General features: G+C 72.0%; 17 protein-coding genes. 5 read left to right on the forward strand and 12 right to left on the reverse strand.

The window, feature by feature from the left end; translation table 11 throughout:
- The first annotated feature begins 30 nt into the window (after window positions 1–30).
- Window positions 31–219 (forward strand): hypothetical protein, encoded by a 189-nt coding sequence (locus IOD14_RS42070; protein WP_053851924.1) that lies wholly within the window; start codon window positions 31–33, stop codon window positions 217–219.
- 36 nt (window positions 220–255) lie between these two features.
- Here the strand turns inward: IOD14_RS42070 and IOD14_RS42075 are convergent, their stop codons facing one another.
- Complete coding sequence (locus IOD14_RS42075; protein ID WP_123990143.1) at window positions 256–1,173, reverse strand: winged helix-turn-helix domain-containing protein; 918 nt, start codon at window positions 1,171–1,173, stop codon at window positions 256–258.
- A 185-nt stretch (window positions 1,174–1,358) separates the two neighbouring features.
- Between IOD14_RS42075 and IOD14_RS42080 the strand changes: the two genes are divergently transcribed.
- On the forward strand, window positions 1,359–1,544 hold the full coding sequence (locus IOD14_RS42080) for a hypothetical protein (protein ID WP_123990144.1): 186 nt from the start codon (window positions 1,359–1,361) through the stop codon (window positions 1,542–1,544).
- A 231-nt stretch (window positions 1,545–1,775) separates the two neighbouring features.
- On the opposite strand, the gene IOD14_RS42085 is transcribed toward IOD14_RS42080, so the two are convergent.
- Together IOD14_RS42085 and IOD14_RS42090 are read right to left on the reverse strand one after the other, a co-directional pair.
- Window positions 1,776–3,029: a GNAT family N-acetyltransferase gene (locus IOD14_RS42085; RefSeq protein WP_123990145.1), complete on the reverse strand. Its 1,254-nt coding sequence runs from the start codon at window positions 3,027–3,029 to the stop codon at window positions 1,776–1,778.
- Window positions 3,030–3,099: 70 nt separating this feature from the next.
- Complete coding sequence (locus IOD14_RS42090; protein WP_123990146.1) at window positions 3,100–3,687, reverse strand: aerial mycelium formation protein; 588 nt, start codon at window positions 3,685–3,687, stop codon at window positions 3,100–3,102.
- Between the two features lie 157 nt (window positions 3,688–3,844).
- Between IOD14_RS42090 and dtd the strand changes: the two genes are divergently transcribed.
- Window positions 3,845–4,270 carry a D-aminoacyl-tRNA deacylase gene (dtd, locus tag IOD14_RS42095; protein ID WP_069765012.1) on the forward strand — a complete coding sequence of 142 codons (426 nt, stop codon included), beginning with the start codon at window positions 3,845–3,847 and terminating at the stop codon, window positions 4,268–4,270.
- A 25-nt stretch (window positions 4,271–4,295) separates the two neighbouring features.
- Here the strand turns inward: dtd and IOD14_RS42100 are convergent, their stop codons facing one another.
- Window positions 4,296–6,221, reverse strand: a complete 1,926-nt coding sequence (locus IOD14_RS42100; protein ID WP_212673008.1) for a helix-turn-helix transcriptional regulator — start codon at window positions 6,219–6,221, stop codon at window positions 4,296–4,298.
- 204 nt (window positions 6,222–6,425) lie between these two features.
- On the opposite strand from IOD14_RS42100, the gene IOD14_RS42105 reads away from it, so the two are divergent.
- The gene (locus IOD14_RS42105) at window positions 6,426–7,124 is read left to right on the forward strand and encodes a hypothetical protein (RefSeq protein WP_212673009.1); all 699 of its coding nucleotides are present in this window, start codon (window positions 6,426–6,428) and stop codon (window positions 7,122–7,124) included.
- Window positions 7,125–7,196: 72 nt separating this feature from the next.
- On the opposite strand, the gene IOD14_RS42110 is transcribed toward IOD14_RS42105, so the two are convergent.
- From IOD14_RS42110 to IOD14_RS42145, 8 genes are all read right to left on the reverse strand, one after another.
- Complete coding sequence (locus IOD14_RS42110; RefSeq protein ID WP_123990149.1) at window positions 7,197–8,162, reverse strand: folate-binding protein YgfZ; 966 nt, start codon at window positions 8,160–8,162, stop codon at window positions 7,197–7,199.
- 10 nt (window positions 8,163–8,172) lie between these two features.
- The gene (locus IOD14_RS42115) at window positions 8,173–8,610 is read right to left on the reverse strand and encodes a transcriptional repressor (protein ID WP_123990150.1); all 438 of its coding nucleotides are present in this window, start codon (window positions 8,608–8,610) and stop codon (window positions 8,173–8,175) included.
- Window positions 8,611–8,661: 51 nt separating this feature from the next.
- The gene (locus IOD14_RS42120) at window positions 8,662–9,237 is read right to left on the reverse strand and encodes an FABP family protein (protein ID WP_123990151.1); all 576 of its coding nucleotides are present in this window, start codon (window positions 9,235–9,237) and stop codon (window positions 8,662–8,664) included.
- A gap of 224 nt (window positions 9,238–9,461) precedes the next feature.
- Window positions 9,462–10,211, reverse strand: a complete 750-nt coding sequence (locus tag IOD14_RS42125) for a hypothetical protein (protein ID WP_249126341.1) — start codon at window positions 10,209–10,211, stop codon at window positions 9,462–9,464.
- Window positions 10,212–10,861: 650 nt separating this feature from the next.
- Window positions 10,862–11,704: a hypothetical protein gene (locus IOD14_RS42130; protein ID WP_249126205.1), complete on the reverse strand. Its 843-nt coding sequence runs from the start codon at window positions 11,702–11,704 to the stop codon at window positions 10,862–10,864.
- Window positions 11,701–12,432, reverse strand: a complete 732-nt coding sequence (locus IOD14_RS42135) for a hypothetical protein (RefSeq protein ID WP_249126206.1) — start codon at window positions 12,430–12,432, stop codon at window positions 11,701–11,703. Before IOD14_RS42135 ends, IOD14_RS42130 begins: the two co-directional genes overlap by 4 nt.
- A gap of 146 nt (window positions 12,433–12,578) precedes the next feature.
- On the reverse strand, window positions 12,579–13,601 hold the full coding sequence (locus tag IOD14_RS42140) for a hypothetical protein (protein ID WP_349252447.1): 1,023 nt from the start codon (window positions 13,599–13,601) through the stop codon (window positions 12,579–12,581).
- Complete coding sequence (locus IOD14_RS42145) at window positions 13,598–14,356, reverse strand: hypothetical protein (protein WP_249126207.1); 759 nt, start codon at window positions 14,354–14,356, stop codon at window positions 13,598–13,600. Before IOD14_RS42145 ends, IOD14_RS42140 begins: the two co-directional genes overlap by 4 nt.
- Window positions 14,357–14,495: 139 nt before the next feature.
- Between IOD14_RS42145 and IOD14_RS42150 the strand changes: the two genes are divergently transcribed.
- The gene (locus tag IOD14_RS42150) at window positions 14,496–14,858 is read left to right on the forward strand and encodes a DsrE family protein (protein WP_123990152.1); all 363 of its coding nucleotides are present in this window, start codon (window positions 14,496–14,498) and stop codon (window positions 14,856–14,858) included.
- Window positions 14,859–14,970 lie beyond the last annotated feature (112 nt).

Consider the following 14,970-nt stretch of genomic DNA (forward strand, 5'->3'; position numbering starts at 1 on the left):
TCCGCCCAGAAGCTCGAAGGGGGAACCACCATGCCGGCCCTCGCCCTCCTCTCCGCCGTCTTCGTCGTCGGCGTCGAGCAGACCCTGCAGTGGAAGTACGGCGCCAGCGGCATCATCGGGATGCTGCTGCTGACGATCGGCATCAAGGCCAAGAACCCCGCCATCAGTTCGACGGGGGCGGTCGTCCTCGCTCTGCTGGTCGCGGGACCCGCCCTGTGAGGGACAGGAGCATCCGGTCCACCCCCGTGGGAGACCTCAGCTCGTGAGCACCAGCTCCGAACTGATGGTCTCCCACAGTGCGTTGAACCACAGGTGGGACTGCTCCACGAACGTCGTGTCCCGCAGGCCGGCACCCTGCTCGAAGGCGAACAGCATCGACTGGGTGCCCTCGGAGTCGTACAGCTCCAGGTGCTCGTCGTCGATCTCCTCCTTGCGGCGGGCCAGCGTGTAGTACGCGAAAAGCGCCTCCGCGCCGTTGAGCAGGTACAGCTTCACCGGGGGCGTGAAGGGCAGGGCCCGTAAGGTGACGCGGACGTCGATGCCGTGCGTGGCCCGCAGGGCCAGGAGGTTGTGCTGCAGGACCTGCCCCTGCGCGTTGCGCTGGGCCAGCCAGCGCTCGTGGACCGCGTCGTCGTCACCGCGGTCCACGACCGGGACCGGGAAGGCGAGGTCGATGTTCCGGCCCGGCAGCAGGACACGGACGTCGATCTTGGCCGGATTCAGTCGTCCGGCGTGAATCTGGCGCAGCCCCTCCCCGAGGGCGAGGTTGAGGGACACCGACGTCAGGCACAGGGCGTCTATCTCGACGTGCGGTGCCGCGAGAGCGGCGGCGATCCGGGGGCCGAGGGCGACCATCGTGGGCTGCGGCGCGGCCGCGGGGCCGGTGTGCGCCCCGCTGAGCCCCAGGTCGGGGGCGACGGTCGCCGGGCTTCCCTTGGAGACGTTGGTGAGCAGGTGTTCCGTCTGCAGCAGGTGCAGCGCCTGCCGTACGACTCCGCGCTCGACGCCGAACTCGTCGGCCAGCCGCGCCTGGGTCGGCATGCGCTGACCTGCCCGCAGCGTGCCGGACCGGATCCGGGCGCGGAGCTCGTCGGCCACCTCACGATGGGACTTCTGTGGCCGCTGTGACCTCTTCCGTCCATTGACGGAGGCGTGTTTCGGGTCCACAACCAAACACTACAACTTCCCGCCATCTTTTGGCAGTTCACCGGAAGGTGGTTATGAGCCGCTTCCAAGCGGAGATAAGTACAGTGAAGTTGGTCGCCAACTTGGGCAACCTTGAGAAACATGGTCAAAACTTCACAGGGTTGGCCAACTCAGCGGCCGACAGGGGCCACCGTCCCGAAGGGGGGACCGTCATGCCGTTCATCGCAGTCGCCATCGCCGCCCTCGCCGTCGGCTTCGAGGCACTCGTCCAGTGGAAGTGGGGTGCGATGGGCATCGTCGCGTTCGTCGCCCTGACCGTCGGCGTGAAGTCCAAGAACCTCGCGATCGGTGGCATCGGAGCGGTCATCCTCGTGATGCTGCTCGCCCAGTCCGGATGACGCCCGCCCGCCGGGCCCAGGATCCGGCTGACCGGGCTCCCTCCTGGAGGGGAGCCGGGAGCCCGGTCGGTCTGCACAGCCACAACTGAACACCGTCAGGACCAGCACAGTCACAACTGAACAGCTCCATGGGGGAGCACCCGCACAGCCACAACTGAACACTTCGCTACGGATGCGAGAACACAGCAAAAGCACAGCACGGTCAGGAACACAGCCGCCGGAAGGGAGAGTTCAGAACATGTCCGGGCACCAAGGTCGCCTGGACGTCCGCAGCAGGGCGTCGGCCCCCCGGCCGGCGCCCGCTCGTTCTTCCCGCACCCGCCCCAGCGCCGCGAGCCGCTCCACCGACTCGTCACCGAGCCACAGCGCCGCCAACTCGCGCACGTCCAGCGTGAGATCGGGGCTCGCGGAGGTCGTCGTACAGGAGGCGCCCTCGGGTGAGGCCTCCAGCCGGTAGCGGCCGCCGGCCAGTCCTGCGGCGTCCACCACCTCCAGCACCAGGGCACCCTCGCCGTCGTACGTCCGCGCCTCCAGGGCCCGTACGACATCCAGGATCCGCACCCACAGCCAGTCGGCCTGGGTGGTGATCCGGGCGGCGCGCGGGTCCGGCAGGAGGTGCGGGAGCAGGTCGTCGGGGGCGCGGGGGCCGCTCCTGACCTGGTTGACCCAGTCGATCGAGCAGAGGTAGTGCCACAGGGCGCGCTCGGCGGACGGGGTGGAGGCGAACATCGACCGTACGCTCGCCGTGTTCAGCGGCTGCTTTGCGTCGCCCCACTTGTCGTCGACCTCGTACGCCAGCAGGCCCTCGACGGTGCCGTCGCCCGCCCGGTACACCGCGAAGAACGGTTCGGTCCACTTCGGGTCGACGCGTACGGCGCCCGTCTTGAGCTGCCACAGCCAATCACCGCGGCTCACGGCGCCCGGCGTGGCGCGGCGGACCCGGTCGTGCAGTTCGGGGCCGAGCTTGCGTACGTCCTCGGGGTCCACCAGGTCGATACGGCCGCCGTCGGACAGGCCCGGGCCGCGGGGGTCGAGGCCGGTGCGCGGGACGTCGACGGTCCACTCGGCGGCGGTGGTCGCGGGGCCGAAGCCGTAGCGGCCGTAGATCCGGTACTCGGCGGCGATCAGCGTGGCCACGACGTCGCCGCGCTCCTTCGCCTCCGCGAGGTCCTGCCGCATCATCCGGGTGAGCAGACCGCGCCGGCGGTGGGTGGCGGTCACGGTGACGGCGGTGATCCCGTCGGCGGCCACGGGCTGACCGCCGACCGCCGTCACCTCCTGTGCGAAGGACCGGAAGGTCGCCACGCAGCGGTCCCCGTCGAAGGCCCCGACGAAGCGCCCCGGCTCGAACTGACTCCGTCGTGCATCCAGCTCCGCCTCGCTCACGGCCGGCTCCCGCAGGAACCCGGCATGCACCGCCCGCAGCCACTCGGGATACTCGGCCTCGGTGATCGGACGGACGTCTATGTCGGCTGGGGCGCTCATGGGGCCACGGTAGGCGGGCGGGAAAGTGGGTGTCTCGTCGATTTCGGCGCCCGGCCCGGCCGTACGGTTCCTAGGTCAGCAGGTCCTCCACCTGTGCCTCCCCCTCCCGGTACCGCCGTGCGATCTCCCCGCTGGACTCGTCCGCCGTCCGCTGCAGGCGCTGGCGGCGGCCCGACACCTGCTGCTCGTACCGCACGAGGCGGCCCATCGCGGTGCTCAGTTCCAGGTCGGTCCGCGCGGAGAGGTCCGAGAGTTCGACCTCGGCGAGCATCTCGGCGGCCAGCAGCCGGTACTCCTCGCTCTGCGGGGTGCCCAGCGTGACATGGCGGGCCGAGGAGCGGTGGCGGGCCGGGGCGTCGGTGAGGATCTCCGGGAGCCGCTCGACCACCGAGGCCTCCGGGAGCCGGTCCGGCAGCGAGCCCGTCGGGGACCGGCGGGCCAGTTCCGCGCGGAGGATGTCGATACGGCCCTGCAACAGCCGTCGGACATAGCTGAGATCCGCCTCGTCGCGCTGGGCGTCCCGGCGCAGGGTGCGCAGTTCGGGCAGGCTCAGGACGCCGAGATCGTGCTCGGGCGGCTCCGGGGGCAGCAGGGGGCTGTCCGTTCGCTGTGCGGGCGGCCGCCGACTGTCCAGCCGCCCGGTACTCGGTGTGCTCATGCGCCTCTACCGTCCCCTCGACCGCGTGTGGAAGCATCGTGCCACCCCAAGTGGCCGCTATGTGACCGAGTGCCCCCGAACGGCCCCAGATGGGGGGTTAAGGATCAAAAACAAACCCGAACACGGCCCCTTTTCACCGGACCGGCATGATGGGCGCATGCGTGCAGTGGTGCAGAGGGTGGACGGCGCGAGCGTCGTCGTCGACGGTGAGACGGTCGGGGAGATCAGCGGCGAGGGCCTGTGCGTCCTCGTCGGGGTCACCCACGAGGACACCAAGGAGAAGGCGGCCCAACTCGCCCGCAAACTCTGGTCGGTGCGGATGCTGCACGACGAGAAGTCGTGCAGTGACATCGACGCCCCGCTGCTCGTGATCAGCCAGTTCACCCTGTACGGCGACGCCCGCAAGGGCCGCCGCCCCACCTGGAACGCCGCCGCCCCCGGCGACATCGCCGAGCCCCTCGTCGACGAGGTCGTCGCTCAGCTCCGCGCCCTGGGCGCGACGGTGGCCACCGGCCGCTTCGGCGCACGGATGCGGGTGTCCCTGACGAACGACGGCCCGTTCACGGTCCTGCTGGAGATGTGACCCGTCCCGGCCCTGCCGTGATCCCTCACGGTCGGACCGGCGAAACGCGCAGGAACTCCCGGCAGTCCCGGGCCACGGCGGCCATACCGAGTTCCTCGGCCGTGGTGAGCGCGGTGCGGGCCAGGTCACCGGCTTTGGCCCGCACCGCGGGACTGCGCGAGCTCGACCGTGCGCGGGCCTCGTCCAGGCGCAGCCGGGCCATCTGGGCCGGCGAGTGCTGGGCCGGCCGCACCGCCCGGCGCAGATGCCCGAGCGCGGTCTCCGGCTCCCCCGCGACCAGCGCCAGCAGTCCGCTGAAGCGCGCCGCGGGGCCCAGCAGGACGGTCGGCCAGCCGGCGAGGACCAGGTCGCCGGGGTGCGCGTCGAGGAGGGCGCGCAGGGGTGGGACGTACGGCAGCCATTCCTCGACGCGTACGTCCCGTGCGGCCAACTCGGCGCAGGCCTGGGCGAGTACAGCGGCCGTGGGCAGCGCCCAGCCGTTCGGCGGGAACCCGGTGAAGCCGCCGGTGTCCGCGGCGAAGGCGAGCACCTGGTCGGCCGCCTGCTCGTGGCGGCCGGTCTCGCACAGGGCGAGTGCCAGGCCCGCCCGCCACACCGGGAAGTAGTCGCGGCGCCGGACGCCGGTCATGAGCGGGGAGCCGAACAGGTCGGCCATCCGGCCCTGTTCGTGGCGCAGCCAGTAGGCCTGGCCCAGACAGGTCTGGCTCAGGGTGTCGGCGGGTACCGACAGGTTCTCCTCCATGGCCTCGGCGATCGTCCTGGACTCGCCGAGGATCCACTCCTCGGCGGCGGCGAACTCGCCCTGCCACAGGTTCATCAGGGCGTCCAGCGTGCCCTGTTGCCAGCGGGCGAGGGTGCTGTGCCGGTGGGCCGCGTGCTCGCGGTGGCGTCGTACGGTCGCGTCCGCGGCGGTCACGCGGCCCACGCGTAACTGGTCGATGGCGAGGGCGACGAGGGCCTCGCCGATGAAGTACATCGAGCGGGAGCGGGTGGCGACGTCCCGCAACTCGGTGGACAGCGCGAGGAGTTCACCGGCGGGGGCGAAGTCGTAGAGGGCCCAGCGGCATTCGGTGAGCACCTCGCAGTGGGTCTCCGCGGTGATGCCCGGCAGGCGGCCCCGCAGTTCGCGCAGCGCTCCCCGGGCGCGGTCGACGCTGGTGCCGGGCTCGGCGCCGGGGACGGCGGTGTCGTCGCCGACGCCCATGGTGAGCTTCTTCGCGCGGTGCGCGGTCAGGCGCAGCCGCAGCTCCACCGCCGTGAGGTCCTCGCGGCCGGCCAGCATCCTCAGGCATTCGTCGATCCGTGCGATGAGGTCCCGGTCGACCTGGCCGGGGTCGGACCAGCGGCGGGCGCAGCGGACGATCGCGTAGGCCCGCGCCAGGTCGTCGCCCTCGGCGGCCCGGTAGGCCGCGAGGTAGAGACGCCCCGCCTCGTACATGTCGCCGAGGAGATGGCGGGCGTCACCGCGCCGGATCAGCTGGTCGAACTCGGCGCCGAAGGTGTTGAAGGCGGTGAGAGCGCCTGCGGAACCCGGGCCGGCAGCCGGGCCTGAAGCCGAGCCGGCCGAGACGGCCGTGCCGCCCGAGGCAACCGAGGCTGCTGAAGCGCCCGCGACCCCGCCCCCGTCGGTTCCGTCGGGGGCGGCTCGCCGGGCCCGTGCCCCGGGGACGGGACCGCTCCGCCGTTGTCCGGACTGCCCGGACCGTCCGGACCGCCGGGGCCCCTCGGGTGCCGCCGTCCGGTCGGGCAGGAGGCCCAGCAGCTCCCCCTCCGCGTGCAGGGCCGTGTCGCACTCGCGGGCCAGGGCCGGGCCGGCCGTCCGGCTGCCGTTCTCCACCCTGCTCAGATAGCTCTTGCTGTAGTTGACGAGGCGTGACAGGCCGCCGAGCGAGAGCCCCGCCGCCTTTCTGCGCAGGCGCAGGGCCTCGGCGAATTCCTCTTCCGGTGTCATGGCGCCTCCCCCGGGGCCCGGCATGTCGCCGGCTCGTTCGCCGAACACTCGCTCCCTGTGCCCGTACCGTCGCTGCCCGTTGCCAAATTATGGGTTGTCAACGGCATATCGCGCCCTGTGTTTCCAGCCTGACTCACTCTGGAGGTGGAGAGCGCCCCGCGCGGGGGGCGGGGCGCTCACGACGGGGGAAAGTCAGGGCATGCCATGAGCACACACATCAGGGGCGGGGAGCCCCGGGCGCGGGACGGACGCTCCGACGAGGACCGGGAGCCGCAGTCGGGCCCGCAGAGCATCCCGCGTGCCGTCCTGCTGACCGGGTTCCTGATCACCGCGCTGGGCGGGCTGACCGGCATCGCCGCGGTGGTCTCGGCGCTCACCGGGCTGGGCGGGGGCGGCGAGGAGCAGCAGGGGGCCGCGCCGCCCTCACCGGCCACGACCACCGGCACGGCCATGGTCCGCATCCAGTACCCGCAGCAGGCGGCCCCGGTACGGCACCACCAGAAGGTCTACGGCGTCGCGGTGATCCCGCCGCACCACAGCCTGTGGCTGGCGAGCCACAAGAAGGGCGAGAGCGCCCTGTACCTGCTGGGCCGGGCGCACATCGTCAAGCAGGGCACCGGGCGGACCGGTCCGTCGAGCTGGGACGCCTGTCCGCAGATCGGCGACTTCCCGGCACAGCGGGGGGCGAGCTTCGAGATCGTCGCGGCGCTGGTCCCGGACGACGTCTCCGACTACCTGCTCGGTGCCACGACCTACACCGGCGGCCGGCTGGTCCCGGCGAAAGCGGGCGCGGGCGTGGCGGGCCTGGTCAGCGACCGGCTGCCGCCGGGCACCGACACGGCCCACCAGACGTCGGTGTGGGTGACCCTCGACCGAGGTGGCGAGAACTGCGCCACCGGCTGAGGGCGCGCACCGGCCAGGACTCCGAACCGGCCGAGGGGCTGTACCGGCCGAGGGGCTGTACTTGGCGAGGGCCTACGGCTCCACGACGACTTCCTGCGCCGCGGCCGTAGTGTCGGCGACGAGCCGCGCGTCCAGGGGTACGTTCCGCTTGATCAGGGCGAGGGCGACCGGGCCGAGTTCGTGGTGCCGTACGGACGTCGTCACGAAACCGATCTTGCGGCCGTCGGGCCCCTCGTCCGCCAGCCGGATGTCGGTGCCGGCGGGCGGCAGGTGCACCTCGCTGCCGTCCAGGTGCAGGAAGACCAGACGCCGCGGGGGCTTGCCCAGGTTCTGCACCCGGGCGACGGTCTCCTGCCCCCGGTAGCAGCCCTTCTGCAGGTGCACGGCCGTACCGATCCAGCCCAACTCGTGCGGGATGGTGCGGTGGTCGGTCTCGAAGCCGAGACGGGGGCGGTGGTGCTCGACGCGCAGCGCCTCGTAGGCGAGCAGACCGGCCGCGGGCCCGGACTTCTCGGCGTACGACTCCAGGTCCGCGCGCGGCAGGAACAGATCGCGGCCGTACGGCGTCTCGCGTACGACGACCCCCTCCGGCACCTCGGCGATGGAACCGGCGGGGAGGTGGACGATCGCGAACTCGTCGGTGCGGTCGGCGACATCGACCCGGTAGAAGAACTTCATCGACTCCAGGTAGGCGATCAGCGCGCCCTGGGTGTCGGGTTCGACGTGCGCCCAGACGGTCGTGCCGTCGTCGACGAGATACAGGGCGTGCTCGATGTGGCCGTGCGCGGAGAGGATGAGGGCCTCGGTGGCCTGCCCCTCCGGCAGGTCGCTGACGTGCTGGGTGAGCAGCAGGTGCAGCCAGCTGAGGCGGTCGTCGCCGGTGACGGAGATCACCCCGCGGTGCGAGAGGTCGACGAAGCCGATGCCGTCGGCGAGGGCGCGCTGTTCGCGGAACAGATCGCCGTAGTGCGCGGCTACGCCTTCGTCCACGCCCTCGGCGGGGACGGCGCCGGGCAGGGACAGCAGAGGGCTCTTCATATGCCTAAGCCTACGACTCGGTAGTTGAAGCCTTGAGAGAACAGTCCTTGCAGCGGCCGAAGATCGCGAAGTGCTTCATGTCGGTCTCGAAGCCGAAGGTGTCGCGCAGCTTGGCCGTGAACTCGGCGGCCACCTTGATGTCGGCCTCGATGACGTTCTCGCAGTCGCGGCAGACCAGGTGGATGTGGTGATGGCGGTCGGCGAGGTGGTACGTCGGCGCCCCGTGCCCGAGGTGGGCGTGGCTGACCAGACCGAGCTCCTCCAGGAGCTCCAGGGTCCGGTACACCGTGGAAATGTTGACCCCCGACGCCGTCTTCTTCACTTCCGTGAGGATGTCGTCGGGGGTCGCGTGCTCCAGGGTGTCCACGGCTTCGAGGACAAGCTGGCGCTGCGGCGTCAGCCGGTAGCCGCGCTGCCTGAGGTCGCTCTTCCAGTCGGTGCTCACCACACTGGAAGTCTAGGACCTCCCGGCGCGGGGGCCGCCTGAATCGGGCGGGGCCTACTTGAAGAAGGCGATGCCGTCGTCCGGCATGTCGTCCGGGAGGGCCTTGGCCCAGCGTTCGACGTCTTCCGGGGTGACGACCTTCTTCAGGTGGGCCGACATGTAGGGGCGCAGCTCGACCTCGGGGGTCTGCTTCTCGCCGACCCACATGAGGTCGCTCTTGACGTAGCCGTAGAGCCGCTTGCCGCCGCTGTACGGGCCCGAGGCGGCCGTACGCGCGACGGCGTCGGTCACCAGGTCGATCTGCGGCTTCTGGTCGGCCATCTCGCCGTACCAGATCTCGACGACTCCGTCGTCGCGGACCATCGTCACCTCGACCTTGCGGTCGGCGTCGATGCGCCAGAAGCCGTGCTCGGTCTCCAGCGGGCGGACCTTGTTGCCGTCGTTGTCCAGGACCCAGGTGTGGGAGTGGTACTCCAGGAAGTCCCGGCCGTCGTGGCTGAAGGTCACCTCCTGGCCGAAGTTGCACTTCTCCGAGCCCGGGAAGTCGTGCACGCCCGCGCCGGCCCAGTTGCCGAGCAGGAAGGCGAGCGGGACGAGGCCCTTGTGGAGGTCGGACGGGATCTCGATCATGAGTGGCGGTTCCTAGAGGGGGTCAGCGCTGGCCCTGGTACAGCTTCTTCACGGTCAGTCCGGCGAAGGCGAGAACGCCGACGCAGACCAGGACCAGCAGGGCTTCGAAGAAGATCTCCACGGGGTGCTCCTCGGATGAGCGTGGTGCGGTGCATGTACACGGGCCGGGCCCCAGCTTACGCGGCCGGGGCCCGGGGGCCGGTGCGAGGTTCCCTTACCGGGGCTCAGCCCAGGAGCTGGCTCTGCAGGGTCACGGTCTGCTGGAACGGGACGGGGTTCGCGGCGCCCTTGCGGGACTGGACGACGAGGGCGAGGACGTCTCCGGCGCTGATGTAGGCGTGGCGGGTCTGTTCCCCGCCGTACGGCTTCGACTCGACGTAGACGGAGGCGGTGATGTCCTGGATGCGGGCCGCGTCCGGGAAGTGCTCGTCGGAGACGGAGTCGGGGGCGTCGCGCAGTGCGTGGTGAGGGCTGCCGTAGGGGGCGAGGACCCTGCCGAAGAGGTCGTCCGCGACGGCCGCGGTGTCGAACTGGAGCAGGTAGATCCGGGTGTGCGTGCCGTCGGGGGTGCTCCAGCCGCGGGCCGCGATGTGCCGCAGGCCGCTCTCGGACAACTGCTTCCCGAGCTCCTCACGGTCCTCCTTCTCGGCGTACTCGGAGAGCAGGTCCTTCGTCGCCAGCCAACCGTCGGTCCCGCTGAGCGCCTTGTCGACGGTCGCCCCCTGGGGCGCGGGCAGCACGAGCGCCCTCAGATCGGCGTAGTGGCTGCCTGCCTTGTTCTCCGCGTCGAGCGGCCCCGGGCTCCCGGAGGGCAACGGCGCCTTCGTCAACGTCGGATAGACCCACCGCCCGTCCGACACCGTCCCCAGCCCCGGCACGTCCGTCCGCTCCATCCCGGCGATCCCGTACGCGGTCCCGGCCCCGAACGCGGCGAAGGCGAGGACGGCAGCGGTCCAGCGGAGCGTTGCCCGCAGGACACGGCGGTTCTTGGGGGCGGGGTCCGGAGCGAGGGCGGGATCGGCCGCGGGCGCCGGGCCGGAATCGGACGCGGATACCGATCCGGGCTCGGACACGGGTGCCGATCCTGACGCGGGCACGGGTGCCGATCCGGGCTCGGACACGGGTGCCGATCCGGGCTCGGGCACGGCCGCGAGCTGCGCTGCGACCTCACGCGTGGGCTCCGCCACGAGCCCCGACACCGGGGCTGGCACGGGCTCGGCCACCCCCTCGGGCGCCGCCGCGGACTCAGGCACACGCGTGGGCTCCGCCACGAGCCCTGACACCGGAGCCGGCGCGGGCTCGGCCACCGGCGCTGGCGCCGCCGCGGACTCAGGCGTCCTCGCCGGCTCGGGCCGGGATGTGGTCGTGGTGGCCGGGGGTTCGGCGGGCCGGGGCGGCTGCACCCGGGCCTGCGGATCGCTCCGGTCGGGCTGGTCTGCGTCCTGAACCCCGTCGGCCCGGTCGGTCGCCCCGGTCTGATCCGGCGTCCCGACCTGCCCGGCCTCGTGGACCGGTACCGCCGCCTCGGCCCGAGCGGTCTCCACGCCCGGGTCCGGCAGCTCGGACTTGTCACGATCGGCGGCCGGAGCCACGGGCCGGGTCGGCTTCTCTTCCGTCTGTTCCGTCATACCGACTCCCCCGGTTCCGCGATGCGGTCGAGCTGTTCCCGCAGAAGCATGGCGACACCGTGCTGCTGCATGGGCTTCGCGCTGTCCGCGGTGAGACTGACCAGGACGTTGCCCTGCCGGGCCGAGCAGTACATCGAGTCGAGCTTCTCGTCCTTGTCCTCCGGGGCCAGGAAGCAACGGGCGTCCTTGTGACCCTCGATCCGGGGCCCCTCGCGCAGGAAGTCGCCGAGCGCGTCGTAGAACCCGTTCTGGAACCGGGTGATCGACCGCGCGGCCGCCTTGTTGTCCAGCTGCACCAGCGCGATGGTCACCGTGGAGGCCTGGTCCGTGTAGACGGACGAGAGCTCGTCGGTGCTCACGTAGCTGCGCATTGCGACACCCGTGAGGCGCTGCTCGTCGATCTGCTTCTCCAGCGCCTTGCGCCGGCTCCGCGGCAGCCCGCTCAACGACTCCTTGCGCAGCGCGGTGGCCTGGGCACCGCTGAGCTGCGCGTCGGCCCCGTACTCGCCGATGTCGGGCCCCCGGCTCCAGCCGTCGGCGCCGTACGGGACGAGCATCGCCGACAGCCCCTTCGCGGGGGCGGCCTTCTCCTTGCCGGCCCGTTCCTTGGGGAACTTCCACACCGGAGCGCCCGCGTCGACGTCCGCGCCTTCGACGGTGACCACCGTGCAGGCGACCCCCGCGACGACCGCCCCGGCCAGCACCACGGACCCGATCACCGCGGCGACACGACCCCGACGTGCGGGCCGCCTCACGGACGCGACCGGCTCGGTGGAGGCCGTGAGTTCGGCGGGACCGGCCTTGCCCGCCTGCCGGCTCTCGCTCTCGCTCTCGCTCACAGCTTCTTCACCTGCCGCTCGGCCAGATCCATGATCTTCGCCTTCGGGACGGGCTTGGTGTCCCAGACGAAGACCAGCATGAGAATGTCCCCGCGCCAGGCGACGGCCCCGGCGTTGTACTGGGGCAGATAGCCCGGCTTGGTGTCCGGCTTGGTGTGGATGTACACCCTGGCGTTGTCGCTCCCCGGCACCGGCCAGCTCTTGCTGCCGGACACGGAGTCCTCGTAGCCGTTCTTGCCGTCGGCCATGTCGGCGGCCTGGAGCGTCTCCTCCTGCCGGTACTGGACAAGGCGGATCTCGACGCCGGAGCCGCTGCCGAGCTCCCAGCCCGTGTCGGCCGCGCGGCGGAACTCCTCGGAGACCAGGTCGCTGAACGCCTCGGCCGGGTGGTCGGCCAGCCGCGCGAGATCGGCCGCCGTCATCCAGTTGTCGTCGCCCGTCCAGTCACCGTCCTTCGCCCCGGCCGGCTTCTTCAGCAGCAGCTTGCGCAGGTCACCGTCCGTCTTCACCCGGCGGTCCTCGGAGGCGGACAGGGGTTCGGGGGCCGGGCCCTTGGCCTGGGCGAGTTCAGGCTGCGAGAGCGGGGGCAGCTTCGTCGGGGCGCGGTCGGCCTGGATCAGGTATCCCGTGCACGTCCCGGCGACGACACCGAGTGCGGCCGCGGCGGCGATCAGCAATGTCGTACGGCCCCGGCGGCGCCCACCGGATCTCTCTTCGGGTACTTCCAACGCGTCTCCCACAAGACGTGAAGCGCGCATTCCGTATGCGCGCTTCACAGGTGACTTCCGGTCAGCACCCCGAGTTGTGCGGCAGGTGATCACGATCCGGACACAGGGACGAGGAACACGGTCCGAAGCTCGTCCCGCGCGCCGGATCAGGCCAGGAGGCGGCTCTGGAGGGCCACTGTCTGGGCGAAGGGCACGGTGGCCACCGTGCCCGCGCGGGACTGGAGCACCACGGCGAGGACGTCACCGGCGGACAGGTAGGCCTGCCGGACGTGCTCGGTGCCGTACGGCCGCGGCTCGTCGTACACGGCGCGGCGGATCTCCGCGATGCCGGAGACGTCGGGGAGGTCCTCGTCCGGGACGGACCGTTCCGCCCCGCGCACTCGGTGGCCGGGGGCGTCGCGCGGCGCCATGTGCTGGTGGAAGAGGTCGTCCACGACCGCGGCCGTGCCGAAGCGCAGCAGGTAGACCCGGGTGCGGGTGCCGTCCCCCGTGGTCCAGCCGCGGGCGGTGATGTGGCGCAGTCCGGTGTCGACGAGCAGCTGCCCGAGGGTGGCCCGGTCCGGCTCGGCGTACTCGGACAGGAAGTCGTCCGTGGCCGACCAGCCGTCCCGGCCGCGCAGGGCCCGGTCCTCCACCGCTCCCTCGGGCGCGGGCAGTACCAGGGCCCGCGGATCCGCGTGGTGGACGCCCGGGTCGTCCTCGTCGGCGAAGGGGGCCGGGCTGTCGGAGGGCAGCGGCGCAGCGGTCAGGGGCGGGAACTCCCACAGCCCGTCCGCCTCCGCCGGAAGTCCGGGGACGTCCTCCCGGTCCAGCCGGGTGATCCCGTACGCGGTCGCCGTCCCAGCCACGGCGAGGACGGCGACCGCGACGATCCAGCGCAGGGCGGAGGCGGCCCGCGGAAGACGTCCACGTGACGCCGGCGCCCCGGCGTCCCCGTCCCCCTGTGACTCCGGCACGCCGACCTCCTCCCGCGACTCCGGCACCGCGCCCTCGCCCTGCGAAGCCGGCACCCCGGCCTCCCCCCGCGACTCCGGCACCGCGTCCTCCCCCCGCGACTCCGGCACCGCGCCCTCGCCCTGCGAAGCCGGCACCCCGGCCTCCCCCCGCGACTCCGGCACCGCGTCCTCGTGCTCCGGTGTCCCTGTCCCACCGCTCTTCGTCGCGCTCACAGCCGCTCCATCTGCCGTTCGGCCAGATCCATGATCGTTCTCCAGGGGATCGGGTCGTCGCCGTAGACCCAGACGTGCAGGGAGAGGTCGCCGCGGGACGCGTGGGCCTCCGCGGTGTAGAAGGGGGCGCCGCCGGCTTCGCGGACCGGCTTCGGGTGGACGTACGCCTTGCCCTCGCCGGTGCCGGGGATCGGCCGGGTCCGCACGTCCGGGTCCGTCTCGGCCCAGTAGCGGGCGCTGCCGCTGTCGTCGGCGGGTCCCGTCGCGGCCTCCCGCTGCTCGAACTGGGCCAGCCAGATCTCCACGTCGTCGCCGTCGGCGCTCCAGCCCGTGACCGCCGCCCGGAGAAACTCCTGCTCCTCGAGCCTGTCGTAGGCGCTCTCGGGGTCCTCGCGCATCTCGGCGTAGGTGGCGAGGTCCATCCAGCCCTGGGGCTCCACCCAGTCCGGCGTGCTCGCACCGCCCGGCTTCCGCAGCAGCAGCTCGCGCAGGTCACCGTCGTTCCTGACCTTGCGGTCCCGCTCGGCGGAGAGCGGCTCCGGCTGCGGGCCGTGGGCGCGGGGGAGCTCCGGCCCGCCGAGCGCGGGCATCCGCGGCTCCCGGCCGGACTGGACCAGGTATCCGGCACCCGTCCCGGCGAGGACACCGAGCACGGCCGCGACGGCGACCAGCGAGGTCGTACGGAACCGGCGGGGCGGAGCCGGCTCCACCGTCCCGGCCCGCGCGTCGGCGGACTCTTCGTCGGGTACTTCCACTGCGTCTCCCACAGAGCACGAGGCACGCCTTCCGCGTGCGCGTCCCCCAGGAGACCCCTGGTCGGCGCCCGGAGTTGCAGAGTCGGCCATCACGATCCGGCCACGCGCCCCGGGCCCCCGTACGCACTACGCTGCCCGCATGGCGAAGAAGCTCGTGATCAAGGTGACCGCCGGGGCCGACGCACCCGAGCGGTGCTCACAGGCGTTCACCGTGGCGGCGGTGGCCGTGGCCAGTGGGGTGGACGTGTCGCTGTGGCTGACCGGGGAGTCGGCGTGGTTCGCGCTGCCGGGACGGGCCGCGGAGTTCGAGCTGCCGCACGCGGCGCCGCTGCCCGACCTGCTGGACTCGATCCTCGCGGGCGGGCGGCTCACCCTGTGCACGCAGTGTGCGGCCCGCCGGGACATCACGGAGAAGGACGTCATCGAGGGCGTACGGATCGCGGGGGCGCAGGTGTTCGTCCAGGAGGCGCTGGCCGACGGGACGCAGGCGCTCGTCTACTGAGCGGACCGAGTGGACCCGCGGCGCCTGTCACAGGTGGTCGACAATTCAACGGGCGCCTTACCCGGCGGGGTTAGTCTCACGCTCGACGGCCACTCGTCCGTCGACACCACCG

It is taken from the genome of Streptomyces sp. A2-16 (assembly GCF_018128905.1).
GTDB lineage: Bacteria > Actinomycetota > Actinomycetes > Streptomycetales > Streptomycetaceae > Streptomyces.

Coding starts and splice junctions, on each gene's coding strand:
- IOD14_RS42105 (WP_212673009.1), top strand. CDS start 6,426: ATGAGCACACACATCAGGGGCGGGGAGCCCCGGGCGCGGGACGGACGC.
- IOD14_RS42150 (WP_123990152.1), top strand. CDS start 14,496: ATGGCGAAGAAGCTCGTGATCAAGGTGACCGCCGGGGCCGACGCACCC.
- IOD14_RS42090 (WP_123990146.1), bottom strand. CDS start 3,687: ATGAGCACACCGAGTACCGGGCGGCTGGACAGTCGGCGGCCGCCCGCA.
- IOD14_RS42070 (WP_053851924.1), top strand. CDS start 31: ATGCCGGCCCTCGCCCTCCTCTCCGCCGTCTTCGTCGTCGGCGTCGAG.
- IOD14_RS42120 (WP_123990151.1), bottom strand. CDS start 9,237: ATGATCGAGATCCCGTCCGACCTCCACAAGGGCCTCGTCCCGCTCGCC.
- IOD14_RS42080 (WP_123990144.1), top strand. CDS start 1,359: ATGCCGTTCATCGCAGTCGCCATCGCCGCCCTCGCCGTCGGCTTCGAG.
- dtd (WP_069765012.1), top strand. CDS start 3,845: ATGCGTGCAGTGGTGCAGAGGGTGGACGGCGCGAGCGTCGTCGTCGAC.
- IOD14_RS42100 (WP_212673008.1), bottom strand. CDS start 6,221: ATGACACCGGAAGAGGAATTCGCCGAGGCCCTGCGCCTGCGCAGAAAG.
- IOD14_RS42085 (WP_123990145.1), bottom strand. CDS start 3,029: ATGAGCGCCCCAGCCGACATAGACGTCCGTCCGATCACCGAGGCCGAG.
- IOD14_RS42110 (WP_123990149.1), bottom strand. CDS start 8,162: ATGAAGAGCCCTCTGCTGTCCCTGCCCGGCGCCGTCCCCGCCGAGGGC.